Origin of the sequence: Micromonospora sp. WMMC241, from assembly GCF_027460165.1 — a bacterium.
GTDB classification, from domain to species: domain Bacteria; phylum Actinomycetota; class Actinomycetes; order Mycobacteriales; family Micromonosporaceae; genus Micromonospora; species Micromonospora humi.
Genome location: NZ_JAPZBF010000001.1, coordinates 1 through 21,838 on the forward strand (window position 1 = coordinate 1; position 21,838 = coordinate 21,838).

Annotated in this window: 38 protein-coding genes; 5 read left to right on the forward strand and 33 right to left on the reverse strand. The window is 71.4% G+C overall.

What is annotated here, in order from left to right; translation table 11 throughout:
- The 5 genes from O7598_RS00005 to O7598_RS00025 form a co-directional block, all read right to left on the reverse strand.
- Positions 1 to 979 (reverse strand): phage portal protein family protein (locus O7598_RS00005; RefSeq protein WP_269689417.1); only part of this gene is annotated, 979 nt, incomplete at its 3' end.
- Positions 980 to 998: 19 nt separating this feature from the next.
- Positions 999 to 2,417 (reverse strand): terminase large subunit, encoded by a 1,419-nt coding sequence (locus tag O7598_RS00010; RefSeq protein ID WP_269689418.1) that lies wholly within the window; start codon positions 2,415 to 2,417, stop codon positions 999 to 1,001.
- A gap of 91 nt (positions 2,418 to 2,508) precedes the next feature.
- A complete protein-coding gene (locus O7598_RS00015) occupies positions 2,509 to 2,868 on the reverse strand; it encodes a terminase small subunit (RefSeq protein ID WP_442929908.1) in 360 nt (119 codons plus the stop codon).
- 719 nt (positions 2,869 to 3,587) lie between these two features.
- Complete coding sequence (locus tag O7598_RS00020; RefSeq protein ID WP_269689420.1) at positions 3,588 to 4,217, reverse strand: DUF7341 domain-containing protein; 630 nt, start codon at positions 4,215 to 4,217, stop codon at positions 3,588 to 3,590.
- A 101-nt stretch (positions 4,218 to 4,318) separates the two neighbouring features.
- The gene (locus O7598_RS00025) at positions 4,319 to 4,720 is read right to left on the reverse strand and encodes an endonuclease domain-containing protein (protein WP_269689421.1); all 402 of its coding nucleotides are present in this window, start codon (positions 4,718 to 4,720) and stop codon (positions 4,319 to 4,321) included.
- Positions 4,721 to 5,065: 345 nt separating this feature from the next.
- Here O7598_RS00025 and O7598_RS00030 point away from each other — a divergent pair, with 345 nt between their 5' ends.
- Positions 5,066 to 5,770, forward strand: a complete 705-nt coding sequence (locus O7598_RS00030) for a recombinase family protein (RefSeq protein ID WP_269689422.1) — start codon at positions 5,066 to 5,068, stop codon at positions 5,768 to 5,770.
- Positions 5,771 to 5,806: 36 nt separating this feature from the next.
- On the opposite strand, the gene O7598_RS00035 is transcribed toward O7598_RS00030, so the two are convergent.
- The 27 genes from O7598_RS00035 to O7598_RS00165 all read right to left on the reverse strand — a co-directional run bounded on the left by O7598_RS00035 (position 5,807) and on the right by O7598_RS00165 (position 17,724).
- Positions 5,807 to 6,541 (reverse strand): hypothetical protein, encoded by a 735-nt coding sequence (locus tag O7598_RS00035; RefSeq protein WP_269689423.1) that lies wholly within the window; start codon positions 6,539 to 6,541, stop codon positions 5,807 to 5,809.
- A 142-nt stretch (positions 6,542 to 6,683) separates the two neighbouring features.
- Positions 6,684 to 6,812, reverse strand: coding sequence for a hypothetical protein (locus O7598_RS00040; protein ID WP_269689424.1), 129 nt, complete (start codon positions 6,810 to 6,812; stop codon positions 6,684 to 6,686).
- Positions 6,809 to 7,171 carry a restriction endonuclease gene (locus O7598_RS00045; RefSeq protein ID WP_269689425.1) on the reverse strand — a complete coding sequence of 121 codons (363 nt, stop codon included), beginning with the start codon at positions 7,169 to 7,171 and terminating at the stop codon, positions 6,809 to 6,811. The genes O7598_RS00040 and O7598_RS00045 overlap by 4 nt, the downstream gene beginning before the upstream one ends.
- Positions 7,168 to 7,575 (reverse strand): hypothetical protein, encoded by a 408-nt coding sequence (locus O7598_RS00050; RefSeq protein WP_269689426.1) that lies wholly within the window; start codon positions 7,573 to 7,575, stop codon positions 7,168 to 7,170. The genes O7598_RS00045 and O7598_RS00050 overlap by 4 nt, the downstream gene beginning before the upstream one ends.
- A complete protein-coding gene (locus O7598_RS00055; RefSeq protein ID WP_269689427.1) occupies positions 7,572 to 7,763 on the reverse strand; it encodes a hypothetical protein in 192 nt (63 codons plus the stop codon). The genes O7598_RS00050 and O7598_RS00055 overlap by 4 nt, the downstream gene beginning before the upstream one ends.
- Before the next feature lie 404 nt (positions 7,764 to 8,167).
- Positions 8,168 to 9,508, reverse strand: coding sequence for an AAA family ATPase (locus O7598_RS00060; protein ID WP_269689428.1), 1,341 nt, complete (start codon positions 9,506 to 9,508; stop codon positions 8,168 to 8,170).
- Positions 9,505 to 9,858, reverse strand: coding sequence for a hypothetical protein (locus tag O7598_RS00065; RefSeq protein WP_269689429.1), 354 nt, complete (start codon positions 9,856 to 9,858; stop codon positions 9,505 to 9,507). Before O7598_RS00065 ends, O7598_RS00060 begins: the two co-directional genes overlap by 4 nt.
- Positions 9,859 to 9,962: 104 nt before the next feature.
- The gene (locus O7598_RS00070) at positions 9,963 to 10,418 is read right to left on the reverse strand and encodes a single-stranded DNA-binding protein (RefSeq protein ID WP_269689430.1); all 456 of its coding nucleotides are present in this window, start codon (positions 10,416 to 10,418) and stop codon (positions 9,963 to 9,965) included.
- Entirely contained in the window at positions 10,415 to 11,113 is a 699-nt protein-coding gene (locus O7598_RS00075; protein ID WP_269689431.1) for an ERF family protein, read from the reverse strand. Before O7598_RS00075 ends, O7598_RS00070 begins: the two co-directional genes overlap by 4 nt.
- Positions 11,113 to 11,961, reverse strand: a complete 849-nt coding sequence (locus tag O7598_RS00080; protein ID WP_269689432.1) for a hypothetical protein — start codon at positions 11,959 to 11,961, stop codon at positions 11,113 to 11,115. The genes O7598_RS00075 and O7598_RS00080 overlap by 1 nt, the downstream gene beginning before the upstream one ends.
- Positions 11,958 to 12,122, reverse strand: a complete 165-nt coding sequence (locus tag O7598_RS00085) for a hypothetical protein (RefSeq protein ID WP_269689433.1) — start codon at positions 12,120 to 12,122, stop codon at positions 11,958 to 11,960. The genes O7598_RS00080 and O7598_RS00085 overlap by 4 nt, the downstream gene beginning before the upstream one ends.
- On the reverse strand, positions 12,119 to 12,538 hold the full coding sequence (locus O7598_RS00090; protein ID WP_269689434.1) for a WhiB family transcriptional regulator: 420 nt from the start codon (positions 12,536 to 12,538) through the stop codon (positions 12,119 to 12,121). The genes O7598_RS00085 and O7598_RS00090 overlap by 4 nt, the downstream gene beginning before the upstream one ends.
- Positions 12,535 to 13,071, reverse strand: coding sequence for a helix-turn-helix transcriptional regulator (locus O7598_RS00095; RefSeq protein ID WP_269689435.1), 537 nt, complete (start codon positions 13,069 to 13,071; stop codon positions 12,535 to 12,537). Before O7598_RS00095 ends, O7598_RS00090 begins: the two co-directional genes overlap by 4 nt.
- Positions 13,068 to 13,361 (reverse strand): WhiB family transcriptional regulator, encoded by a 294-nt coding sequence (locus O7598_RS00100; protein ID WP_269689436.1) that lies wholly within the window; start codon positions 13,359 to 13,361, stop codon positions 13,068 to 13,070. Before O7598_RS00100 ends, O7598_RS00095 begins: the two co-directional genes overlap by 4 nt.
- Positions 13,362 to 13,434: 73 nt before the next feature.
- A complete protein-coding gene (locus O7598_RS00105; RefSeq protein WP_269689437.1) occupies positions 13,435 to 13,746 on the reverse strand; it encodes a hypothetical protein in 312 nt (103 codons plus the stop codon).
- Positions 13,743 to 14,006, reverse strand: a complete 264-nt coding sequence (locus O7598_RS00110) for a hypothetical protein (protein ID WP_269689438.1) — start codon at positions 14,004 to 14,006, stop codon at positions 13,743 to 13,745. The genes O7598_RS00105 and O7598_RS00110 overlap by 4 nt, the downstream gene beginning before the upstream one ends.
- The gene (locus tag O7598_RS00115) at positions 14,006 to 14,683 is read right to left on the reverse strand and encodes a hypothetical protein (RefSeq protein ID WP_269689439.1); all 678 of its coding nucleotides are present in this window, start codon (positions 14,681 to 14,683) and stop codon (positions 14,006 to 14,008) included. The genes O7598_RS00110 and O7598_RS00115 overlap by 1 nt, the downstream gene beginning before the upstream one ends.
- A 112-nt stretch (positions 14,684 to 14,795) precedes the next feature.
- On the reverse strand, positions 14,796 to 14,972 hold the full coding sequence (locus O7598_RS00120; RefSeq protein ID WP_269689440.1) for a hypothetical protein: 177 nt from the start codon (positions 14,970 to 14,972) through the stop codon (positions 14,796 to 14,798).
- A complete protein-coding gene (locus O7598_RS00125) occupies positions 14,969 to 15,211 on the reverse strand; it encodes a hypothetical protein (protein WP_269689441.1) in 243 nt (80 codons plus the stop codon). Before O7598_RS00125 ends, O7598_RS00120 begins: the two co-directional genes overlap by 4 nt.
- Positions 15,208 to 15,390 carry a hypothetical protein gene (locus O7598_RS00130; protein WP_269689442.1) on the reverse strand — a complete coding sequence of 61 codons (183 nt, stop codon included), beginning with the start codon at positions 15,388 to 15,390 and terminating at the stop codon, positions 15,208 to 15,210. The genes O7598_RS00125 and O7598_RS00130 overlap by 4 nt, the downstream gene beginning before the upstream one ends.
- Positions 15,390 to 15,833: a hypothetical protein gene (locus O7598_RS00135; protein ID WP_269689443.1), complete on the reverse strand. Its 444-nt coding sequence runs from the start codon at positions 15,831 to 15,833 to the stop codon at positions 15,390 to 15,392. The genes O7598_RS00130 and O7598_RS00135 overlap by 1 nt, the downstream gene beginning before the upstream one ends.
- The gene (locus O7598_RS00140; RefSeq protein WP_269689444.1) at positions 15,830 to 16,153 is read right to left on the reverse strand and encodes a hypothetical protein; all 324 of its coding nucleotides are present in this window, start codon (positions 16,151 to 16,153) and stop codon (positions 15,830 to 15,832) included. The genes O7598_RS00135 and O7598_RS00140 overlap by 4 nt, the downstream gene beginning before the upstream one ends.
- On the reverse strand, positions 16,150 to 16,416 hold the full coding sequence (locus O7598_RS00145; RefSeq protein WP_269689445.1) for a hypothetical protein: 267 nt from the start codon (positions 16,414 to 16,416) through the stop codon (positions 16,150 to 16,152). Before O7598_RS00145 ends, O7598_RS00140 begins: the two co-directional genes overlap by 4 nt.
- Positions 16,413 to 16,673 carry a hypothetical protein gene (locus tag O7598_RS00150; RefSeq protein WP_269689446.1) on the reverse strand — a complete coding sequence of 87 codons (261 nt, stop codon included), beginning with the start codon at positions 16,671 to 16,673 and terminating at the stop codon, positions 16,413 to 16,415. The genes O7598_RS00145 and O7598_RS00150 overlap by 4 nt, the downstream gene beginning before the upstream one ends.
- The gene (locus tag O7598_RS00155) at positions 16,670 to 17,002 is read right to left on the reverse strand and encodes a hypothetical protein (RefSeq protein ID WP_269689447.1); all 333 of its coding nucleotides are present in this window, start codon (positions 17,000 to 17,002) and stop codon (positions 16,670 to 16,672) included. Before O7598_RS00155 ends, O7598_RS00150 begins: the two co-directional genes overlap by 4 nt.
- Positions 16,999 to 17,391, reverse strand: a complete 393-nt coding sequence (locus tag O7598_RS00160) for a hypothetical protein (RefSeq protein WP_269689448.1) — start codon at positions 17,389 to 17,391, stop codon at positions 16,999 to 17,001. The genes O7598_RS00155 and O7598_RS00160 overlap by 4 nt, the downstream gene beginning before the upstream one ends.
- Before the next feature lie 93 nt (positions 17,392 to 17,484).
- Positions 17,485 to 17,724, reverse strand: coding sequence for a helix-turn-helix domain-containing protein (locus O7598_RS00165; protein ID WP_269689449.1), 240 nt, complete (start codon positions 17,722 to 17,724; stop codon positions 17,485 to 17,487).
- Between the two features lie 275 nt (positions 17,725 to 17,999).
- Between O7598_RS00165 and O7598_RS00170 the strand changes: the two genes are divergently transcribed.
- From O7598_RS00170 to O7598_RS00185, 4 genes are all read left to right on the forward strand, one after another.
- The gene (locus O7598_RS00170) at positions 18,000 to 18,419 is read left to right on the forward strand and encodes a helix-turn-helix domain-containing protein (RefSeq protein ID WP_269689450.1); all 420 of its coding nucleotides are present in this window, start codon (positions 18,000 to 18,002) and stop codon (positions 18,417 to 18,419) included.
- A gap of 5 nt (positions 18,420 to 18,424) precedes the next feature.
- Positions 18,425 to 19,603, forward strand: coding sequence for a tyrosine-type recombinase/integrase (locus O7598_RS00175; protein ID WP_269689451.1), 1,179 nt, complete (start codon positions 18,425 to 18,427; stop codon positions 19,601 to 19,603).
- A 69-nt stretch (positions 19,604 to 19,672) separates the two neighbouring features.
- On the forward strand, positions 19,673 to 20,350 hold the full coding sequence (locus O7598_RS00180) for a DNA alkylation repair protein (protein ID WP_269689452.1): 678 nt from the start codon (positions 19,673 to 19,675) through the stop codon (positions 20,348 to 20,350).
- A gap of 41 nt (positions 20,351 to 20,391) precedes the next feature.
- On the forward strand, positions 20,392 to 20,925 hold the full coding sequence (locus O7598_RS00185) for a YbhB/YbcL family Raf kinase inhibitor-like protein (protein ID WP_269689453.1): 534 nt from the start codon (positions 20,392 to 20,394) through the stop codon (positions 20,923 to 20,925).
- 81 nt (positions 20,926 to 21,006) lie between these two features.
- Here O7598_RS00185 and O7598_RS00190 read toward each other — a convergent pair whose 3' ends face one another.
- Positions 21,007 to 21,711 (reverse strand): class I SAM-dependent methyltransferase, encoded by a 705-nt coding sequence (locus tag O7598_RS00190; protein ID WP_269689454.1) that lies wholly within the window; start codon positions 21,709 to 21,711, stop codon positions 21,007 to 21,009.
- Positions 21,712 to 21,838 lie beyond the last annotated feature (127 nt).

Genomic DNA, 21,838 nt, shown 5'->3' on the forward strand with positions numbered 1-21,838 from the left:
CCGCGATCTGCTGCGCGAGGGTCTGCAAGCTGAGGGTGAAGAAGTCCGCGAAGGTCGTGCCCAACGCCCAGCTGCCGGTCTGCGTGCCGAGGTTGAGGAAGTGCGCGAGGACCGCCCGGGCGATCTGCTCGTCGTGGTAGCGGATCGGCTTGTCAGCGTCCGGGAGGGATCCCTCGACACCCAGCAGACGCATCTTCGCCCCGTGCGGGATGGCCGACCCGGCGGACTGCCCGGCGCGCCAGGCCTGCGCCATCTGCGCGCCCTTGGTCAGGTCCTCTTCGCCCTCGGCGCCCTCGTACAAGGGCACGCCCATGCCGTTGCGTTCGATCGTCTGCGCCTGCACCCGCAGCAGCCGATCCTTGATCAGCCAGTTCTTGTAGCAGGACCGCAGCACCGACCGGCCCAGCCAGTTGCCGCCCTCACGCTCCAACACGTACACGACCAGCCGGTCCACCGGAATCGGGCGGGCCCGCTGTTCGGTCTTCGCGCCGTACTGCGTGATCGAGACCAGCCCACCATCCGGCGCCACATCGATCTTCTCGATGGTGCGGGGCATCCGCTCTGCGAGCTTCCGCAGCCGCGCCCGTCCCTGCTCGTCGATGCGGTACACCTGCTCGAACGGCATGAACCCGAACGGCAGCATCAGCAACGCCAGCCGCAGATGCTCAGACCAGGAGAAACGGTCCCGGGTGCGCGGCATCGGCTCCGGGTTCCGGCCCGCCACCGGCAGGCCGAGGTCCTCGGCGACCAGCCGCACCACCTCATCGCGGGCGCCCGCCGGGTCCAGACGCCACGGTGTCCGCCGCAACGGATAGGTGACCGCCCGCAGCACCGACCCGACCTGCGAGTCCTGGCTGCGCATGGCGTCGTACACGGCCACCGACTCCGGCCACCGCAGCTCCGGCGTCGGCTCATCGTCAGAGGTCCACCAGTTGCCGCCGAGGTGGGCGTATCCGATCTCGTTCACCGGTGCGGTCATCGGTACGACACCCCCTCTCTCAGAAACCCGCGCTGGCCAGCTCGTTCGTCTCGGATCGCACCGTCAACGTCTCAGTGATAACCGGCGCCGCCGGCGGCTGCGGCTTCTCCGCCGTGCCCAGCCCGTGCAGCGCGGCGGTCACCGCGACCAGGCCGGAGATGTCACCGCCCGAGTGCTTGCGGTCCCACGCCCACGCATCCGCCAACTGCCGAGTCGACGACTTGCGCAGCATCTCCAGCAACCGGTCATCGCCCAACTGCCGCAACTGGCCGGTCAACGCCGCGTCGTACAGCCGGCCACAGGCGTGCGCCAGACCACGCATCGTCAGCGGCGTCGGATCCAGCCGCGCCGGAAGCCGCTCCGTCACCTCCGACAGCAGCGACCCACCCGGCCCCGACGGGTCCACCAGCACCGCCGTCACCGGCTGCCGGCCCGCGATCTCACCCAGCCGGCCCGCCACCCAGTCCGTGCCGTCCCGGTACTCGACCAACTCCACATGCGGCAGCCCGTCAGCGCGTAGACCCGCCGCGGCGATCGCCGCCCGGTCCCGATGCCACGACACCTCCCACGCCAGCACCACCGGCCCGACGATCCGCGAGGACGGATCCGCGCACTTCACCCACGCCGTCAGCGGGATCTTCGACGGCTCCAGGTCCGGCACCCGCTGACACAGGCACTCGGTGCGGAAAATCGGCTCCGGGTCCGTCTCCAGCGCCGCCCGCAACGCCTCGAACGAGATGCCCTGCGGGTAGCCCAGCGACGGATTCGCCAACCGCCACATCTGCGGGTCGTCGACCGGGCAGTCATCCGGCGCCGACCACTCGAAGATGCCCATCGACGCATCAGCGGCAGGATCCTCGGCGGTCGCCCGGCCTTTCTCCTGCAACGCGTTGAGCACCACCGACCGGTCGTCACCGGCGTTGGAGAACGCCCAGATCTGCGCCTTGCGGCGGGCCATCGTCGTCTTCGTGACAGCCGCCCACGACTCCCACGTGTGATGCTCGCGCAGCTCATCGAGGTTCACGTCGTCGCCCGACAAGCCACGACCGCCCTTGCGGGACGCCGCGGCGACCTTCCACCGCGACCCGTGCGCGAGCTTCAGCGACTTCTTGCCGTTGACCCGCACGATCCCGCCGTCACGCGGGACCTCGGCGGCCAGCTCCGGCACCGACTCGACGATCTCGACGGCCTTGTCCCACGACTCCTCAGACACGTCCAGGTTCTGCGCCGTGCCGATGACCAGCGGGATCCGCAGGACGAACATCTTCCAGAGGTTCTTGACCTCCACCAGCGTCGTCTTGCCGTTCTGGCGGGCCACCAGCACCAACACCGTGCGGAAGCGGAACCGGCCGTCGGCGAGCAGCTCCAGCGAGTGAATGAGCAGCCAGCGCTGCCACGGCATCAGGTGGAAGCCGAGCACCTCCTCGGCGAACTCCACAGCCGAGAAGCCGTGCGACGTCGCCGGAGTGAGCGCGCACCCGCAGCCACACGGCCCAGGCGGTCCGACCACCAGCGGCGGCGTCCAGATCCTAGGAGTCGTGCTGCCCAGCAGCGGCGCGGATCTGAGCAAGACGACCCCCCACCGGCTTGTCCTTCTTCATCGCCGCCCGCGCCGCCGGCGTCCCGCCCAGGTCGCGCAGCACGCCCTGGAGCTGCGGGCCCAGCCAGCCGACGGTCTTGGTGACCTCACACATCGCTTCGAGTGCCTTCAGCCGCTTGTACGCCGACTCGTCGCCGGCCAAGTCCCGGCGCAGCGCTTCCAGCTCGCGCGCCCGGTCGATAGCCCCCTCGATCTCCTCGGCCTGTCGCAGGGCGAGGGTCTTCAACGCCTCGTCGGTCGGGGTGAGCCAGTCCATGGCGTCGACCGTCGACCGGACAGCATCACGCAGGTCAGGGGTTCTTTCCCGGGTGGCCTCCGGGTCGGCGGAAACCGCTGCGAGGCGGCGAGCGCGAGGCGGCACGACCGGCACCTCCTCACGGAAAGTCACTGTGGGTATGTCACGGAATGTGATGCATGAATATGCAATGCATGGTTATGCAGTGGGGGGCACGGGGTTGGCCGGGGGGAGATTTCCGCGACTGCCCCGGTGGTCCCCTGGCCTGCTGCCGAATTTTTCTGAACCGGACATTCCGTCACCGCTATGCATAACCATTGCATAGTTATACATTGCCGAACGTCACGCAGAGTAACGTTGACTCGTTGTCACCACTCACGGGACGTTCGCACTCCGACGCCGCGACCCGCGTTCGCCACCCGCGCACCGTTCGCACCACCGGCTCGCCTGTTGCACGTCCTGTGCTCAGGCCCCCGGTACTGACCACGGTCGTCATCATCGTGGCCCAGGTCCCACGGCCTGCCCGGCTGGATCAGATCACCACACCGCCAGCAGTCCACCGTGCCGGCGTCCACCTTCGGCGCCCACTGCTTCCGCAGATCCTCGTGCTTGCGGCCGTAGCCGCGGGCTGCGGTGCTGCGCCTGGCCACCGGCTCACCCCCGGGCATGACGAAGCCCCGCCGTCCTGGGGGATGCGGCGGGGCTTCGGAGACAGTGGTGCTGCTGGCATTCATCGTAGGTCAACTCGCGTTGGCGTCAAGCTGACCCGCTGGTCACGCCGCGGTGACGCGTTCGCTGCGGCTGGTGACGTACTCGCCGAGGGCGTGGAGGCTGCCGTCGTCGGCGGCCCAGGTGGCTTGGCAGGCCCGGCAGTGCGCCGCCTGGGCGGTGAGGTTGATGCGCAGCTTGCCGGTGGTGTGGCAGGCGGGGCAGGGCACGTGCGGCTGGTAGAGGGGGGCGATCCAGCCGGTGGCGACGGCGGCCCAGCGCCGCCAGGTGCGCAGTTCCCCGGCGAGCAGTTGCAGGTCGTCGTCGTCGAGTTGCGGTGCGGCGCCGACGAGGGCTCGGATGTTCGCTTCCACGGTGTCGCGGAGGTCGATGCCCAGGGATGTGCACCAGTGGGCGGCGTGGGTGCAGATCGCCGCGTGGGTGCTGAGCGCTTCGAGGGCGAGCGGGGGACGGCTGCGCGGCACCGGGCGCGGGCCGGGCTCTGTACGGCCGTCTGCGGGCTCTACAGCGGCTTGGTGGAGCTGTTCGAGGAGACCGGGTTGGATGGTCCGCCATTCGCGGTATTTGCGGTTGCGGTTGTCGTCCCAGTAGGGGATGCGTTCGGTGTGTTGTCCGGGGTCGCAGAGTTGCTCGGCGAGGCCGGTGATGGTGGTGAGGGTTTGCGTCCGGTCCATGGTGGTCCCCCCTTGTAGGCTTGCCGGCGGTTGGGCGGCTACCTGCGGGTGGCGTTGGTGGGCCGGCGGGGTGGGCGACCCCGACCGGCCCACCGCTGGTTTCAGGGCGGCGGCTGGCTCGTCACAGTGCGGGCGAACCACTCGGCATTCGTCTCCTGCGGCTCAACCAGCCCGTACCACGGGTGCTCGTACCGGACGGCGACGCCGAGCATCACGGCCGGCGGCCGATCGCGGTACTTCGCGGCATCCCCACGGTCGCTGCGAGCCTCGCCGATGTTGCAGGACCGGCAGAGCCACCCCCGGACCAGCGCGGTGTGGTGGTCGTGGTCGACCACGAAGTCCGGGCCGGCACCAAAGTCCGGCGCCCACTGGTGGCCGCCGCCTCCGCAGATGGCGCACCGTCCGCGCTGCCACTTCCAGAGCAGATCCTGACCCTGGCGGGATCGGCGCAGCTCGTCGCCGATGTCGGCCAGTGCCGCCGCCTCCGCTCGGTGTTCATCCATGACAGACCAGCCATGGCACGCCGGCGCGAGACTGTCCTCCCACTCGACGATGAGGGAGGACAGTCGCTCGGCCTCGACCCTGGCGACGAGCTGCTCTTCCTCCGTTGCGTGGGCGGAGCAGGCCGGGGTGAAGCGGGCGCAGAGGGCGCGGCATGCGGTGCCTCGACGGGTAGGACGACCGCAGGATCGGGCCTCGCGGGCGCCTGTGAGCGCCTCACAAGCGTCGCTGATATGCCGAGGCGGGAGACCATGAACCCGGCTCAGGAACGCCTCTACGTCGCTGTCGTCCACAGGTCCATTGTAAAGTAATCTGGAGTTTCGTTTACATAGCAGGTCAGGGGCATCATGAAGCTCACCGGATACCTCCGCGTCAGCACCGAATCCCAGATGGACGGGTTCGGGCTCAACGTCCAGGAAAAGGCCGTTCGGTCCTGGTGCCGCGCCAACGGGCACCGCCTCGTCTCGCTCCACACCGACGCCGGCATCTCCGGAGCGAAGGACGCCGCCGACCGACCCGGCCTGTCCGCCGCGCTCTACGACATCGAGTCCCGGACCGCTGAGGGTCTGCTCGTCCCCCGGCTTGACCGGCTGGCCCGTGCCGTCACCGTCCAGGAGGCCACCCTCGCGCTCGTGTGGCGCCAGGGCGGCCGGGTGTTCGCGGTCGACGGCGGCGAGGTGCTCCGCGACGACCCCGACGACCCGATGCGCACCGCCATGCGGGAGATGGCCGGCGTCTTCGCCGGGCTGGAGCGGCGCATGATCGTGAAGCGGATGCGCGACGGCCGCAAGGCCAAAGCCGAGGCGGGCCGGCACGCGGTCGGCCAGTACGCCTTCGGCCTCCGGGGTGAGGGCAAGGGGCGCGAGCGTGACGCCGCGCCGAACCCCGCCGAGCAGGTGGCCCGGGACGAGGTCGTGCGTCGCCGGAAGGCCGGCGAGTCGTACCGGGTCATTGCCGCCGCGCTGGACGCCGCTGGGCTCCGGCCGCGCCGGGCCGACCGATGGTCCGCGATGGCGGTCCGGTCGGTGGCCCGACGGGCTGGTCTGAGCTGACATAGCTGATCTCACCGGTCTCTGGGAGCTATCAGGTCAGGCGGCGGTGCGGGTTCGGGCGCCGAGGTGGTCGAGGATCTGCTCTCCGATGAACCGCGTGTACGCCGGCGGGATGCCGAGGGCCAGGCCGCGGGGCGACGCCCACGGGGCGCCCATCAGCCGGCGGGCCCGGTCGACTCCGGCGCGCACGTCACCTCCGGGTCGATTGCGGCCGCCGCACGCCCGGTCGTTCTTGGTCAGGTCGCCGTAGACGCCGACGATCCGTACACCCCGGTTGCGGCACCGGTGCGGGCCGGGCGCCATCAGGAGGGCGTTGGACTCGAATAGGCGGTGGCGGGCGAGGTGCCACCCGCCGTCGGTGAGGCCGAACATGGTGCCGCAGAGCATCAGCGGGGATCCCATGATGGTCTTGGCGCCCTCGACGTTCTCGACGACCCAGAGTCCGCCGGTGGCGTCGCCCCACGCGCGGAGGCGGTTGATGGTGTGCGGCAGCATCCAGCCGGTGTCGGTGCTGGCGCCGCGGCGGTGCTCGGCGAGGGTGGCGCGGGTGGTGTGGTCGGTGCACGGCGGGGAGGCGACCACCACCTCGAACCCGTCGAGCGGGAAGGTGGTGGCGTCGCCTTCGACGACGGTGACGTTGGGGTGGCGGACGTGGTTGGCGATGCGCTCGGGGTTGATCTCGACGCTGGTGACGTCGAATCCGGCGAGGGCGTAGCCGTAGGCGGCGAGGCCTTCTCCGCCGAACAGGTCGAGCAAAAGCGGCCGCTTCACGCTTCCTCCTTGGGCTCGTAGCGGTCGCAGCGGCAGGGCCATTCGGTGCAGGTGCCCGAGCCGCGCTTGTGGGACCACTGGCCGTGGCCGCAGTGGCAGGCGTCGTGAGCGGCCGCTTTCGCGACGTGCAGGGGGCGCATGGTCAGTTCCTCCAGAGGCGGGCGGTCAGGCGGGCCCGACGCCGGCGGGCGAGGGCGAGGATCCGGGCGCGGCGTAGCAGCGGGGTGGACTGCCAGCGGGCGTGGGCTTCGACGGCGCACGAAGGGATCACGACGCGGCCTGCGCGATCTGGTCGAGGAGGAACGGCTCGCACGGCTGGGTCCGCGCCCTCGGCACCTTCCGACCCAGCAGCCGCGTGTAGACGACACCCCGACCGCGGGGCCCGTTCGCGGCGAGCAGCGGCACGGCGCCGACCCAGCCGGCGACCTCGAACACCCGGTCCCACTCGGCGGGCGGCAGGGTGCCCGAGCGCTTGGCCTGGATGAACAGGAGCTGGCCGGGCTTCAGTGCGACGAGGTCCACCTTGGATGCGCCCTTGCTCCCCGCGGCTCGCATGACCTCGTAGCCGTTGTCGCGGAGGTCGTCGCGGATCTTGTGCTCAAACCTCGTACCCGCCTGGTAGTGGCTCACCGGGTCACCTCCGCCGGGCACCGGTCGGCGCGGTGCATCTGCCGCATGGTCCGTGCCCGCCCGGCGGGGTGCTGCTCGCACGCCGGGTCCGCGCGCCGGGTGTCCACCGACCCGCACGGCTCCTTCGGGCAGGGGCAGTTGGCTTCGGGGAAGCCAGGCCAGGTGCCGCGGGTGACGTGGAATGCGGCGGGGAGGGTGGCGCGGTCGGCGCGGAGTGCGGCGAGTTGCGCGTCGAGGCGGTCGGCGCGGGCGCGTTGGGCGTCGGCTTCGAGGCGGGCGGCGTCGCGTTCGCGGCGGAGGCGTTCGACGGTGGTGTGGCGGGGGTCGGCGATGGGGTGGGTGGCCATGGCGGGCTCCAGGGGTGGGCGGTGGCGGTGGATGTCGGCGAGGGTCCGCGGGGTCACGGGGTGGCCTCGGCGGGCGTCGGGGCTTTCCACTGCCCGGCGTCGACGGCGGCGGCCAGGTCGCGCTCCTCGGCGGTGAGCTGGTTGCGCCAGTAGGTGGGCGAGTTGGGGCAGAGCTGGCAGGCGGGGATGTGGCCGGCGGGTCCGGGCTTGCCGGGGAAGTCGCAGGCGGGCATCGGCTGGGTCACGGCTGCTCCTTGGTGCGGATGGCGGGCTTCTGCTGGCGGAGGCGTGCGAGGGCTTCGCGTCGTCGGGCGGCGAGGTCCGGGTCGGCCTGTTGCGCGGCGAGCCGGTCGAGGAACTGCGCAGCGAGGGGCCGACGGGCTCGGGGTCCGCGGCGGCCGGCGCGGTGGGGTTTTTGTTGACCTCCCCCCTCTCGGGGTCACGTTCCGCCCTCCCTAAAGGAAGGGCGGAAAACGTGACTTTCCGAGGGAGGGGCCGCGTGACTTTCTCCACGGCGGTGCGTGACTTTCTGACCTGCGGAAACTCGACGGGGGTATCGACGCGTGACTTTCCTCGTGACTTTCGGGCAGACATCGACGCGTGACTTTCTCCGTGACTTTCTTCGGCACGATGCGTGCCCGCCGCATCACTACTGGTATCGGTCATCGGGGGCCTCCTCACCCACGACCCACGACGCCGGAGCGACCGCGAACCAGCGGTCACCGTTGCCCCGACCGCCCTTCCCATCCGTCGCGGCGCGCTCCGTCAACAGCCCCTGCTTCACCAGCTGCCGCAGCTTCCGCCGAGCCTTCTCGACCTGCGCCTTCGACGGGGTCTCCGTCGAGAACTGGCACCGGGCAGCCTCAGCCGCCGACACACCCGTCTCCGCGCAGCGCCGAGCCAGCGCCACCACGTCGGTGTCCTCGTCGTGGAACACCTCCGACAGCCCCGTCTCCCGGTTGTGCCGCACACTCAGCGGCCCCACCTCGTTCATGGGCTGCTTCAGGTGCAGTAGCTCGATCACCGGGTCGCCCGGGTCGCCCCACAACATGACGACGGATCCGGCGCCCGAGGTCAGCCAGGTGGAGCCGTAGATGCCGTTGATGTTGTTCGGTTTGGCTCCGTCCGCGCCGGACTTGACGACGTGATGCAGCTCGACGAGTTGGACACCCTCGGCGAGGGCGAGCTGCCGCGCCCGGTTGTAGCCGGCGCCGACCTCGTCCTTCGACAGACCGACCGCGGCGTCCTTCAAGCTGTCGACGAACACCACGTCGGCGTCGTGCTGCTGGGCCAGCCGCAGCAGCGCTGCCGGGTCGGCGGCGAAGTCCGACGGCGGCGGCCCGGACCAGAACCGGAGGATCTCGGCGAGGTAGTCCCGGCCGATCTCCACCTCGGCGTCGGCGAACATGCGGGCCAGGTTGCGGCGGGCCTGCTCGGGCCGGTCCATGGCCAGGTAGAGGATCCGCCGCTCGCACGGCTCGACCGGGTAGCCGAGGACGTCCCCCGTGATGCCGGCGACCGCGCGCAGGAGCTGCCCGGCGATGGTGGTCTTCCCGACGCCCTGCGGGCCGGCGATCATCAGCGCCTCACCGCGGGCCCACAGGATGTCCTCGCCCTTGCCCCACAGGGCGGGCGGGGTGGGCGGCAGGTCGAGCAGGAACGTGGCGCCGTCGTGGACGCGGGCGGCGTCGTCGGCGGCAGCCTTGGCCAGTTCCGCCTGCTCCTGCGTCCACCGCTGCTCGGCGGCGTGCCGGGCCTTCAGCCGGACCAGCTCGCGTTCGGTCTCGTCTTCGAGGTAGCGGGCCTTCGCCTCCTTCCGCTCCTGCCGGCGGCGCTCCTTGGCCTGCTCGACCTCTTCGCGGGCGCCGGCGGTCTGCCGCTCGAAAGCGGCGTGCTCGTCCGGGTGCCGCTGCGGGTCGAACGGGTTGGGTTCGACGGGGGCGATGACGTCCATGCCTTCCCAGCGGTCCCAATCGGTGTCGAGGCTCACGCGTTCACGTCCTCGCCGGGTGCCAGCACGCGGCCGGTTTCCCAGTCGACGGGCCCGCCGGGGTGCAGCCGGTAGGGGCGGCCTTCGGCGGCGGCGCGGGCCTGCCCGAGGGCGTCCATCTCGGCCATCCGTTCGCGGTAGCGCTCCTCGGCGGTGGGCCGGTGGATGGGGTTGCGGGCCCAGGTGGCGTGGAGTTCGGCGATGTCGCCGACGTACTGGGCGGTGCGCCCGGAGTCGTAGGCGAGGTGCATGAGGAGGGCCACCTCGTCTCGGGTGTAGGTCTGCTGAGGGCCCTGCAAGGAGTCGGCGGCGGCGAGGATGTCGCCGGCGCTCGGGGTGGTGCTGGTCATCAGGTCCCCCTTGGTGCTTGATCTGGTGGTCGGGTTGGCGCCCCGTCGCGCGCTCGATGCGCGGTGCCGGCCTGGCGTGGTGCCGCCCGGGCGGGGCCGGTGGATCAGAACGGGATGTCGCCCTCGGGGGTCGAGCCCCAGCCGTCGTCCTGCCGGGCCGGCGCGGGCCGGGACTGCCGCCGCTCCCCGCCGCCGCTGCTGTTGCGCTCGACCTTCGCGGTGGCCCGGAACAGCGACGGGCCGATCTCGTCGACCTCGATCTCCATGACGGTGCGCTTCTCACCCTCGCGGGTCTCGAAAGAGCGCTGCCGCAGCCGGCCCTGCACGATGACGCGGGTGCCACGGGTGAGGGACTCGGCGACGTTCTCGGCCGCCTGCCGCCACACGTTGCAGGACAGGAACAGCGGCTCCCCGTCCTTCCACTCCTGCGACTGCTTGTCGAACATGCGGGGGGTGGAGGCGATGCGGAACTTGGCGACCGGGGCACCGGACGGGGTGAACCTCAGCTCGGGGTCGTCGGTCAGGTTGCCGACGACGGTGATGACGGTCTCGTTGCTCACTGCTGCTCCTGCTGGTCGACGGCGGCCTGGAGGTGGTCGATGACGCGCTTGGCGTCGTCCTTGCTCAGTTCCTTGGTGGTGGTGATCTCCCGCTCCAGGACGTCGCTGATGTAGCCGAGCCCGGCTTCGCGCTGGCCCTTGCCGGCCTTGCCGAGCAGGACGTGCAGCAGGGACTGCTGACGCGGGGTGATGCCGTCGCTGTCACCGGGAAGCGGCGGGCCGGCGGGGCGGGGGGAGCGCTGCGCGGTGGCCCGCTCCGGCGCCGCCGTGGCGGCGGGTGCGGGGCGGTTCTGCTGGGCGCGCTGGGCGGTGCGCCGGCCCGACGCGGCCTGCCCGTCGTCGTCCTCGTCCTCCGCGGCGACACCCGTCAGCGCCAGCAGCACGTACCGGCGGGCGTAGGTGATCGCCGAGCCCATCTGCTGCGGGTTCTCCGCCAGCTTCAGCGGGTACCGGCCGGCAAGCTTCTCGCCCGACGCGACGTGGGTCAGCTCGTAGGCGAGGACGAACTTGCCGTCGTCGTCGAGGGTCGGCGCGCAGGTGTAGACGATGCCCAGCTCGTTGAGGCGGGCCAGCACCTGCTCGTTGACCTGAACGAGGTCGGCGTACTTCGACTGGTGTCCGGCCTTGTTCTTGGTGAGGGTGGGCGGCTTGGCCTGGAAGTCGGCGAGCGCGGCGAGCAGCGGGCTGGTGGTCATCAGAACGGCACCTCTTCGGTCTCGTCGGCCTTGGCCAGGACGTAGGTGGAGGCGGTCGGCGCGACGATCGGCTCACCGACCAGGTCGCGGAGGCTGCCGACGATCCGGGCGACCTCCTTGACGTAGAGGAAGTCCCGGTACTGGTCCTCGCCGCACTCCAGCGGCACGAAGTCGTAGACGCCGTCGGGGCGCAGGTGCACGCCGGCGCAGAAGTCCACGTTGGGCATGTCGACGGGCTCGCCGTCGGCGCCGATGAGGTACTCGGAGAACCGGTACGGGGAGAGCTGGAGGGCGACGTCGCCGAAGATCCCCGACTTGCCGGTCTTCCAGTCGACGAGGCCGCGGGCGTAGCCGTCGTCGCGGCGTGGGATGTGTTCGTAGCGCGCCTCGTCGGGGAGCAGAACGTCGGCGATCAGGTCGAGGGTGCCGACGTGCCGCTGGGTTTCGGAGTAGACGACGGCTTCGACGTGGAGGGGCCGGACGTCGAAGTCGTCGAGGAACCGGACGCAGGCTTGGACGTAGCCGGTGAGGTGGTCGGGGACGGTGACGCGTTCGCCGGCGACGAGCTTCTCGGCGAGGGTGTGGATCTCGGAGCCTTTGTTCGCGGCGGCGTCGCGCTTCTCGTACCGGCCGCCCTTGATCTTCTTGAGGCGTTCGGAGGTGGGGAGTTTGGCGAGGTCGTCCCAGTGGTCGACGGCGTATTCGGCGGTGGCGTCGCCGGCCCAGTTGAGCAGGGCGGGCTTGGGGAGGCCGTTGCCGGTGGTGGTGGTGACGCCGTCGACTTTCTGGCCGGTGTCGAGGTCGACGTACCAGTGGTTGCGTCCTCGGTTGACGCGCTGGATCTTCACTTGCCACTTCCCTTGACGAGTCGGAGGTGTCCGCCGCGCTTCTCGCAGCCGGGGTGTCGGTCGTAGATGGCGGGTGTGCCGTCCCAGCCGGCTGCGGCGGCGGGGTCGAGGAGGCTGCCGCAGCCGGTGCAGAGGGCGCGGGGTTCGGCGGGGGCGGTCATGCGGCGACCTGCTCTTGAGCGATCCGCCGGACGCGCCGCTGGCGCTTCCAGTACGACTTGACGCTCTCGGTGGTCGACCCGATCGCCTTAGCGATCTCCGACCAGGTGGCGCCGTTGGCGCGCATCTGGACCATCTGGTCGTGGTGCTCGCCGGGTCCGCCGCGCCACCGGCGCAGCTGCACCCGCTTCAGGTCGATGCGCTCGACGTGGCTGAGTCCGCCCCACACGCCGTGCAGTTCGGTGACCGGCTGGTCGAGTGCCCACAGCCGGCAGCGGGCGAGCAGCGGGCATCGGCGGAAGATGGCTTTCGCCTCGGTGGAGTCCTGGCCGCGAGGCGGGAAGAACAGGGTGGTGTCGACGCCGCGGCACGCCGGGGCGGCCGTGGTGGCGTTGAGGAAGTCCGGGTAGTTGCTCATGCCGGCACCGCCACGGCCGCGTCGAGGTGTTCCAGCTCGACGGCGAGCCGCCCGCCGATGGCCCGGCAGTACCGCTGCGGGCTGATCAGCACCAGGCCGGTCCGGGTGCGCTCGTAGTTGCCGACGGCGCTACCCGAGCAGCCGAGCCGCTCCCCGACCTGCCGGCGGGTGAGGCCGGTCGCCTCGCGGGCGGTCGCGAGGTCGGCGAGGAGGTTTTGCTGGTCCCACCGGTCGGCGTCGGTGGGGTCGGTGGGGCGGAACAGGCCGGCGGCGGGGTTGTCGTAGGGGCCGCCGGGGACGCCGTCGGGGTAGAGGACGATGCGGGCGTTGATGCCGCGGGCGAGGCGTTGGAGGACGGCGATGTGCCAGTTGGTGCCGGTCTCGATGTTGGCGACCCAGCCCTGGCTGGCGCCGATGTGCTGGGCGAGGGCGGCCTGGCTGTAGCCGAGGTCGACGCGCCGCTCGACGAGCATGTTGCGCAGGTTGATGCGGGCGGTGTGGTCGTCGGGGTGCAGGTCGTCGAAGAGGATCACGCCGCCACCCCCAGCTGTCGGCCGCTGTTCTTGCGGCGCTTGATGGCTTTGCGGTCGGCGTGGCTGGTGGCGCCCCACACGCCGTACACCTTGTCGGTGGGCTGGTCGATGGCCCACCGGCGGCAGCGGATGCGCAGGGGGCAGTCGCCGCAGATGGCTTTCGCGGCGTCGATGTCGGTGGGCTTGTCGCTGAAGAACAGGTCGGTGTTCTGGCCGCGGCAGGCGGGGTCGGCGTCGGGTTCGTCGAGGAAGGCGGGGAACTCGCCGAGCTTCATCGGTCCGGTGCTCATGGCTTTCTCCGGGTGGGCAGGTGCAGGAGGAGGTAGGTGCCGATGGCGGGTAGGGCGATGGCGAGGAGGGTGCTCACGACGTCGCCTCCTGGGTGTCGTCGGCGCCGGCGGCGGCGAACACCTCGCGGACGACGCGCATGGGCGCGGTCGGGTCGGTGATGTCGGCGCGGAGCTTGTCGAGCTGGTCGCGGATGGCGTCGCGGATGCGTTCGTGGCTGACGACGGGGGCGACGGCGCGGACGGCCCGGTTGTCGTCGTCGCGGGGCGGGGGCCGGTAGCCGGCGGAGACGCAGTTGGAGGTGCTGATGGTGCGGCGGCCGTGTTCGTTGATGGGGTCGCCTTTGCGCCAGCGGTGCTGGCCGCCGGTGGTGTTGGTGTCGGTCACGGGAGCAGGTCCTTCCAGGTGAACGCGGCGGGTGAGGTGTCGTCGATCCACGCCCGGAAGCGGGCCAGTTCTGCCTCTTGGGCGTGGGTGAGGTGCACGGCCTTCGCGCGGTTGTGGATGGCGGTGGTGGCGGCCCGGGCGGTGTCGGCGACGCCGTTTCCTTCGCGTCGGAGTTCGGCGAGGGCGTCGGCCAGGAGGAGCGCGGCGGCGATGACGCAGGTGCCGAGGGCGGTGAGGGTGACGACGTCGCCGACGGGCATCAGACGGCCGCCGTCTCGACCGGTTCGATGTGGCTGAGAGCGATGCACGCCCCCTCGTCCTCGACCCACACGACAGCGGTGTGACCGCTGAGCATCTGGGCGCCGGTGCGGGTCTTGCTGGTGCGGCCCTCGCCCTCGCGCGCGCCCTTCCAGTAGCGGACGGGCGTACCGATCAGGTGGCGGCTGTTGAACTCGACGACCAGCGCCTGCTCGCGCTCGGTCTTGGCTGCCTTCTCCTGCATCGCCGTCAGCTCGGTCTTCAGCTCGTTGACCTGGTTGGCCCAGTGGGTGACGGCCTGGGCGTGGCTGGCGATCTCGGCCTGGGCGCGGTGGAGGTCGGCGTGCTTCTCGGCGAGCTGCGCGCGGAGCCGGTCCAGCTCGGCGGCCTGGTCGTCGGCCTTGACGCCGAGGGCGTCGCGCTCCTGACCGAGCTTGGCGACCAGCGCGCCGACCAGGCCGTCGCCGACGTTGACGGTGCCGTCGGTGGTGTCCGGCCAGTCGATGCTGATGCTGGCGGTCTTGACCAGCTCGGCGACCTGCTCGGCGAACCCGTCGGGCTCGTCGGGCATCTCGGTGTCGTCGAGGCGCTCGCTGATGGTCAGGGTGTCGATGTCGCGGGCCGCGTTGAGCATCAGCTCGGCGGCGATGTCGGCGGGGGTGACAGTGTCGGTGGTCATGCTGCTGCTCCGATCAGGAGGTTGAGGACGCGCCAGGTGGCGGTCTGGGCGGCCCACACGGTCAGGTAGAGGGCTGCGCCGGTGGCGAGGGCGACAGCCCAGAAGGTGCGGTTCACAGGTGACCTCGGGTGGCGTGGCGTTCGGCGTGGAGTTGGGCGATGTGCCGGCGGGCCGCGTCGCGCTCGGCGGTGACCTTGTCTAGGTCGCCCTCGGCCTGCCACAGCGCAGCGGTGACGACGGCGCAGAGGACGCCGAGGAGCGTGACGATCAGCCAGCCGGTGGTGGTCATGCCGCCCGCCGCCCGGCGGGAAGGTGCGCGTCGGCGGCGGCCTGGCGGCGCAGCTCCGGGTCGCGGATCGCGATGTCGGCGGCCCACAGCCGGTGCCGGAGTCCGTCGGCGGCGCGGGCGTGCCGCCAGGCGCGGACGGCGAGCAGGAGCAGGACGAGGACGAGGATCCGGCTGGTGATGGCGGGTGGGAGGGCGATGGTGGGGGTGAGGACCCCGGCGGAGATGAGCAGCGTCTTCACTGGGTCACCTCCGGGCCGTCGAGGCAGCACCGCTCGCCGGCGGGGGCGGGGCAGCCGTTCAGGCAGGTGCCGCAGGCGGTCTCGTCGTCGGGGCAGCCGGTGGGGCTGTTGGGGCAGCACGGCGGGATGCCGGCGGGCTGGCCGGTGGGCGTGATGTAGACGGTGAGCGGGGCGGTCATCAGGCGGCCCTCCGGGTGTCGGTGGTGCGGGGCAGGTCGCCGTGGGCGATCCGCCGGGCCTGGTCGATGAGCTGGGCGAGGTCGGCGGGCACCCGGTGCTCGCCGGCGAGGTGGGCGATCTCGCGGGTGAGGAACCGCAGCCGGCCGACGATCTCGGCGTCTTCGGCGACACCCGCCGGGAGCAGCGGGGTGACGGTGGCGGTGGGCGCGTCGGGGTTGTGGCCGGCGAGCGCCGGGTCGGTGGCGACCGGGAAGTCGTTGCTGCCGTTCCGCCACCAGTGGTCGAGGTGGGTGGTGGGTTCGGCGGTGGCGGGCCACGCGTTGGGGCCGGGGGTGTTGGGCATGGGGTTGGTGGGGGTGCGGGGTTCCAGTTCGCTGCGGGGTGCGGGGACGGTCCAGCCGGTGTGGGCGAGGACGGCGGCGAGGTCGAGCGGGCCGGTCATCGGGTGCCGTCCTCAGTCGCGGCTCCGCCGTCCGGCTGGATCTGCGCGTGGACGGAGAACGACGGCCCCCACCGCTCGCCATCGAAGAGGGTCACGTGCTCGATGCGGGGGATGTCCCCGCTGGTGCCGCCGTCCTCCTCGATCTCGACGCCGAGGTGGTCGGCCCACCGCTCCAGGTCGGCTCGGCTGTCGAGCACCCCGACGGAGAGGCGGGCGCTCATCAGGTCGGCGACGGGCAGCTTCAGGTTGACGATGTCGTAGGCGATGCGGTGCAGCTCGGTGGCGAGACGCTCGCGCAGGACGTTGGGGTCGTTGCTCATCGGGTGCTCCCGGTGGTCGTGGGGCGCAGGACCGTGCCCTGGGCCCGACGGATCTGGATCTGCTCGTCGACCAGCGCCCGGTACTCGGAGCCGGGCAGGGCCTCGACGCGGGCGGCCTCCACGGCGAGCTGCTCGTCGGTCATGCGGACGAGGCGGACGGCGTAGCGGCGGCAGGCGTCGGCGACGGTGAGGGGGCGAATCGCGGCGCATTCGGCGTGGCAGGCGTCGGTGACGACGACCTCCCGCAGCGTCGGGGCGGTCACCGGGCACCCCCGGTCAGGGCGGTGTGGGCGGCGGTGAGCCGGTTGAGCGCGACCCAGCGGCGCTTCATCGCCCGGATCGCCCGGGTGCGGCCGGCGGAGTCACCCGCCGCCCACGCGTACCCGTGGTCGCTGGCGGCGCGGGCGCAGCGCTCGGCCATGGCGAGGATCGCGGCGGCGAGGAGCTGGGCGGGGTCGCCGCTGGCGTGTGCGGCCCGGTAGACGTCGACCACGCGGGGCGGGCGCGTCGGGGCGGTCACCGGGACACCTGCTCGAAGCCGACGGGAAGCACACCGACCGCGATTAGGCACCTGACGGCCTCGGCGGGGTGCGTCACCCGGTGGTGGAACGGCGTCAACTGCCACTCGCCGCCCCCGCTACGCCGGCTGACGCCGATCAGCTCGCAGGCGTCCGACCAGCCGATGCACATCGTCGCGTCGGCCGTGTCGGGGGCGTTGTACCGGTAGCCGTAGGAGCCGAGGCGGGGCCAGCCGTTGGTGCGCAGCCAGCGGACGATCTCGGCGATGGCCTGCCGGTGCTCGCCGGGCGCGAAGTGCGGGTAGCTCGGGATGGTGGGCGCGGCGGTCACTTGAGGCCACCCTTGCAGCCGTCCCAGCACTCCCACTCCCGCTGGGAGTAGCCGAGGCCGGAGTACAGCGTCTTCAGGTCCTGCGTGGCACCGCAGCGGCGGCACCGCCTGTCCGTGTACGACGTCTCGACGATCGCCTGGAACTCCAGCTCGTTGCTGTACAGCTCGCCGAGGATCTCGAACACCACGTCGTCCTCGCCGAGCTGCGCGTACTCGCGGACCCGGGCGAGGGTCTTCCCCATCACCGAGTCGATGTCGCCGCCGGCGGGGATGAGCGCCAGGTGGTTGCCGAGGGTGTCGTAGACGACCCGGCCGGCGTCGCCGACGACGGTCCAGCGGGGCGACCCGTCCGCGGGGTGTTCGGTCTTGGTGCTGGTGGTCCCGGTCATCCGGTAACCTGCCTTTCGGTCGGCGCTCCGCGATGTCCTTGCCGGGATGCGGGGCGCTGTTCGCTGTCCGGGCCCGGTCGGGTCCGGGGTGGATCAGGCGGCCGTGCGAGCGGCGCGGCGAACGCGGCCAGCGGCGCGGCTGGGGGTGGCGGTCACCGCAGGCTCGAACAGCTGCTGCTTGATGGCCTCGACGTCCTCCGGCGCGAAGCGCACGCCGCCGGCGGGCCGGCGGTGGGGGAGAACCCGGGCGGTGACCTTGTCCCGCACCCAGGAGCGCTTGACGTTCATCAGCTCGGCGAGTTCGTCGATCGTCAGCCACTTCTCGCTGGTCATGGCGTACCTCCTTTCGATCTCTCTCCGGCCTTCTCCGGTCTGCTCCGGTTTCTGGCCGCGCACAGAACGTAGCCCGAATGTGTGCGCACGCACAAGGGGTACGGAGGGCTGGTCTGGCATCATCTGAAAGTCGGATGTGCGAGCCGCGCACAACCGAGGAATGCGGGGAGAGCAAGAGGATGTCGCCCAACCTCGGCACTTACACGCAAGGCATCGACGATGTGCGTGATCACACGCACGTGACAGCCCGCGCAGCCGTCCCTAATCTCGTGCGCGTGCGCACAGTCGAATGGCCGGAGCGTGAGGCGTTCGTCGCCCACCTCGACCGGCTGAAGGATGCCCGCGGGTTCCGCTACGACGTTGCGCTGGCCGAAGCCGCCGACATCTCCCACTCCGCGATCAGCAACTGGCGCTCCGGGAAGCAGAAGCCGAGCCTCGCCGCCATCACCAAGCTGGCGTCAGCGCTCGACGTGTCCGCGCACGACCTGGCCGCCCGGGCGGGTGTCGCCGAAGGGTTCGCGCAGGCGTCCACCCCCACCCAGCTCCCCCCGGAGCTGGAGGCGCTGCTGGATCACTACCAGACCGCGGAGCCCAACCGGCGGGCCGAGCTGTTGAGCTTCGTGGCGCGAGTCAACGAGTGGTTCGAGGCCACCGCGCCTCGCCCGGCCGAGGGCCGTTCCCGCCGGGCAGGCTGACCCCCGTGTGGGTCGAGAAGCACGGCCCAGGCTGGCGCATCCGCGAGCAAGTCGGCGGCCGGAAGCTGACCATCGAATCCGGCTACCCGACGAAGACCGCCGCCAAGGCCGCCATGACCCGCATGACCGCAGACCGGTGGCGGGGGGAGTACATCGACCCGCGGGCCGGCCGAGTCACCCTCAACACCTGGATCGACGCCTGGTGGCCGTCGTACGCGGCGACGCTGAAGGCCACCACCCAGCGCACCGAGGACTCCCGGGTGCGCAACCACGTCCGCCCGATCCTCGGCGACTTGCCGCTCGACGAGGTGGACACCCTCGCCGTGCAGCAGTTCGTGTCCCGGCTCGCCGCCGGCCGGTACCCGGGCGGGCGCCCACTGACGCCGAAGACGATCCGCAACAGCCACGCGATCCTCCACAAGCTGCTCGACGCCGCGGTCGCTCAGCGGCTGATCCGGGTCAACCCCGCTGGCTCGACCGGCCTGCCGAAGGTTCGCCGACAGGAGATGCGGTTCCTGACCACGCCGGAGATCGGCCGGCTGCTCGCGGCGACGCCGGAGCACTGGAAGCCCTTCGTCACGCTGCTCGTCGCGACGGGGCTGCGGTACGGGGAGGCGGTGGCGCTGAAGGTGGGCCGGGTGGATGTGCTCGCCGGCCGGCTGGAGGTGCTGGAGGCGATGCACGACGGGATCGGCGGGGTGCCGATCTTCACCGATCCGAAGTCGGAGCGGTCGCGGCGGACCGTTACGTTCCCGCCGGCGGTCGGCCATGCGCTGGCGCCGCTGCTGGTCGACAAGGGCCGCGATGATCTGGTGTTCCGGGACCTGGATGGCGTGCGGGCGGTGACGCGGAACTTCCGGCAGCGCGTGTGGCCCCGCGTCCTGGCGGAGGCGGGGCTGGGTCGGGTGCGGCTTCATGACCTGAGGCACACCCACGTCGCGCATCTGATCAGTGCGGGGGTGCCGTTGACGGCGGTGTCCCGGCGGATGGGTCACGCGTCGATCTCGGTCACGTCGGACGTGTACGGGCACCTGCTCGCCGAGGTTGACGAGGGGGTGATGGCGACGGTCGCGGGGATGCTCCCGGCGCCCGCCGATGGGGGGCTGGTGGGGGGAACGCCGCCGGAGCAGACCGGAGCGGACCGGAGCCGACAGGAGCAGAATGCAGGCCAGGTACGGCGGTAGCGGCTCCACCAGGAGCCCGGTTCGGGTTCGAATCCCACACCCTCCGCCCGCAACGCCGGGGAGGCCCAGGTGACGGACGCGTCGGTGGCCGAGCTGACGGCCGAACTGGCCGCGCTCGACGACCCGAGGGCCCGCGCGGTCAACGAGCGGCACGGTGACGACCACGGGGTCAACCTGGGCAGCCTGCGCGCGATCGCGAAGCGGCTGAAGACGCAGCATGAGCTGGCCCGGGAGCTGTGGGCGACCGGCGACAGCGCGGCGCGGCTGCTGGCGCTGCTGATCTGCCGGCCGAAGGCGTACGCGGCGGACGAGCTGGACGCGATGCTGCGCGAGGCCCGCACACCCAAGGTGCACGACTGGCTGGTCAGCTACGTGGTGAAGAAGAGCCCGCACGCCGAACCGCTGCGGGTGGCGTGGCTCGCCGACCCGGATCCGGTGGTGGCCAGCGCCGGCTGGGCGCTGACCACGGACCGGGTGGCGCGCAAGCCGGACGGGCTCGACCTGCCCGGCCTGCTCGACGTGATCGAGGCGGGGATGCGGGACGCGCCGGACCGCCTCCAGTGGGCGATGAACCACTGCCTGGCCCAGATCGGGATCGAGCACGCCGGTCTGCGTGACCGGGCGATCGCCGTCGGTGAGCGCCTGGCGGTGCTGAAGGACTATCCGACGCCACCGGGCTGCACGTCGCCGTACGCGCCGGTCTGGATCACCGAGATGGTGCGCCGGCAGCACGACAGCGGGGTATGAAGGGGCGCAGAACATTCGCGCACCCGGAAGGACCCGTTTCGATGACCCTGGAACGACCGATCGCCCCGGACCCGTACGAGCTGCTGCCGACCGTGCCGTCGTTCGAGCTGACCAGCAACGACGTGCACAACGGCGAGCCGATGGACGCCAGGTACGCGCACGGCAGCGTCGGCGGCGAGAACGTGTCGCCGCACCTGTCGTGGTCGGGCTTCCCGGCGGAGACGAAGAGCTTCGTGGTGACCTGCTTCGACCCGGACGCCCCGACCGGCAGCGGTTTCTGGCACTGGGTCCTGGTGGACGTGCCCGCCTCGGTCACCGAGCTGCCCACCGCGGTGCGGGAGGCCGACCTCGGCGGCGCGTTCGGCATCCGCAACGACTACGGCGACAGCGGCTACGGCGGCGCCGCGCCGCCGCCGGGGGACCGCCCGCACCGGTACGTCTTCGCGGTGCACGCGGTCGACGTGGAGCGTCTCGACGTGGGCAAGGAGGCGAGCCCGGCCTTCGTCGGCTTCAACCTCGCGTTCCACACCGTGGCCCGGGCGGTGATCCGCCCCACCTACCAGGTCAAGGAGTGAAGTAAGGAGGGGCCCCTTCTTAACACCTCGGTGTGAGAAGGGGCCCCCTCTATACCGGAGGCGTTAACAGGGGGCCCTTCCTTACACCCGGGCCACGGCGAACACCGACTGCCCGAACGGGGGGCGGATGCGCTGCTCGGCGGCCTTGGTGGCGGGCAGCACCAGGGTGTCGTAGACCTTCACCATCGGGCCCTCCTTCGGCATCAGCCGGAAGACCTTGGTGGCCATGAAGTAACCGATCAGGCCCAGCGCGTTCGCGTAGTGGATCTTCTCGACGGTGAGCCCGGCCTCGGTCATCGCCGCGCCCAGCGTCTTCTTGGTGTAGCGCCGGACGTGGCCGGTCGCGATGTCCGCCGGGCCCATGGCGAACTGGAACGCCGGCACGATGATGATCACCGCGCCGCCGGGCCGGACCAGGTCGCGCATGCTGCGCAGCGCGCCCACGTGGTCGTCGATGTGCTCCAGCACGTTGTAGGACACGGCGGCGCTGTAGTCGCCCCGCTCGGTGTGCGGCAGCAGCATCTGCCGGACCTCGACGCCGGGGTGCTGGCTGAGCCGTTCCTTGAGCTTGACCAGCCGGTCGGGGTCGGCCTCGGTGGCGGTGATCCGGGGGATGTGCTCGGCCCACTCGAGGGCGTAGTCGCCCAGGCCGCTGCCGATCTCGATGGGGTTGTCACCGAGGTAGGGCACGGCCAGCTCGACGAACCACCGCCGGTGGTTGACCGCCGTGGCCAGGCCTTCGAGCACCTCCGCCTGGACGCGCTGATCCCCAGTGATTTCTGCCATGCGTCGATTCCTCACGATATTACTGACCCGCGCCTGGACCGTCAGAGTCAACCATCTGGATGGCTGGCGGGAAAATCGGGGGCACCGGAGTGGCCGAATTGCGGTCGGGTGGGGCACGTGATCGGCG

Coding starts and splice junctions, on each gene's coding strand:
- O7598_RS00065 (WP_269689429.1), bottom strand. CDS start 9,858: ATGACCAGCACCACCCCGAGCGCCGGCGACATCCTCGCCGCCGCCGAC.
- O7598_RS00090 (WP_269689434.1), bottom strand. CDS start 12,538: ATGAGCAACTACCCGGACTTCCTCAACGCCACCACGGCCGCCCCGGCG.
- O7598_RS00075 (WP_269689431.1), bottom strand. CDS start 11,113: ATGACCACCAGCCCGCTGCTCGCCGCGCTCGCCGACTTCCAGGCCAAG.
- O7598_RS00130 (WP_269689442.1), bottom strand. CDS start 15,390: ATGACCGCCCCGCTCACCGTCTACATCACGCCCACCGGCCAGCCCGCC.
- O7598_RS00020 (WP_269689420.1), bottom strand. CDS start 4,217: ATGGACCGGACGCAAACCCTCACCACCATCACCGGCCTCGCCGAGCAA.
- O7598_RS00135 (WP_269689443.1), bottom strand. CDS start 15,833: ATGACCGGCCCGCTCGACCTCGCCGCCGTCCTCGCCCACACCGGCTGG.
- O7598_RS00025 (WP_269689421.1), bottom strand. CDS start 4,720: ATGGATGAACACCGAGCGGAGGCGGCGGCACTGGCCGACATCGGCGAC.
- O7598_RS00115 (WP_269689439.1), bottom strand. CDS start 14,683: ATGACCACCGACACTGTCACCCCCGCCGACATCGCCGCCGAGCTGATG.
- O7598_RS00110 (WP_269689438.1), bottom strand. CDS start 14,006: ATGCCCGTCGGCGACGTCGTCACCCTCACCGCCCTCGGCACCTGCGTC.
- O7598_RS00100 (WP_269689436.1), bottom strand. CDS start 13,361: ATGAGCACCGGACCGATGAAGCTCGGCGAGTTCCCCGCCTTCCTCGAC.
- O7598_RS00190 (WP_269689454.1), bottom strand. CDS start 21,711: ATGGCAGAAATCACTGGGGATCAGCGCGTCCAGGCGGAGGTGCTCGAA.
- O7598_RS00085 (WP_269689433.1), bottom strand. CDS start 12,122: ATGACCGCCCCCGCCGAACCCCGCGCCCTCTGCACCGGCTGCGGCAGC.
- O7598_RS00185 (WP_269689453.1), top strand. CDS start 20,392: ATGACCCTGGAACGACCGATCGCCCCGGACCCGTACGAGCTGCTGCCG.
- O7598_RS00120 (WP_269689440.1), bottom strand. CDS start 14,972: ATGACCACCACCGGCTGGCTGATCGTCACGCTCCTCGGCGTCCTCTGC.
- O7598_RS00140 (WP_269689444.1), bottom strand. CDS start 16,153: ATGAGCAACGACCCCAACGTCCTGCGCGAGCGTCTCGCCACCGAGCTG.
- O7598_RS00165 (WP_269689449.1), bottom strand. CDS start 17,724: ATGACCAGCGAGAAGTGGCTGACGATCGACGAACTCGCCGAGCTGATG.
- O7598_RS00160 (WP_269689448.1), bottom strand. CDS start 17,391: ATGACCGGGACCACCAGCACCAAGACCGAACACCCCGCGGACGGGTCG.
- O7598_RS00030 (WP_269689422.1), top strand. CDS start 5,066: ATGAAGCTCACCGGATACCTCCGCGTCAGCACCGAATCCCAGATGGAC.